The following is a 277-nucleotide window of genomic DNA, read 5'->3' as shown; positions in this document are numbered from 1 at the left end:
CATAGTGAGATCTATAAAAAACTTAAAGAGATAAAAAACCTCCGCAATCGTCTATCTCATCACGAACCAGTCTGGAAGACTAAAAGTGTGGTATGTCCAGATACGGCAATACAATACTTAAACTCTGTGGTAGGTGACATGCTCGACATAATCCAAGGGATTTCTATAGAAAGATATCAGCGGCTTGATGAATCAGGCCACATTGATTACTTCAAAGAAGTCTGTAACAAAGAAAAAATAGATGAATATCTTTCGAAGTGAAGATAATAAACACAAC

At 36.1% G+C, this 277-nt stretch carries 1 protein-coding gene; it reads left to right on the top strand.

Annotation, left to right across the window (positions count from 1 at the left end; genetic code table 11):
* Positions 1-261, top strand: a 261-nt coding sequence (locus SCA31_RS23200; RefSeq protein WP_410699383.1) for a hypothetical protein, incomplete at its 5' end; no start/stop codon positions are given.
* Positions 262-277: the final 16 nt, after the last annotated feature.

Source organism: Chryseobacterium sp. SIMBA_028, from assembly GCF_046535285.1.
Lineage (GTDB): Bacteria > Bacteroidota > Bacteroidia > Flavobacteriales > Weeksellaceae > Chryseobacterium.
Note: the sequence above shows the minus strand (reverse complement) of the source record. Positions and strands in the feature narration are given on the sequence as shown.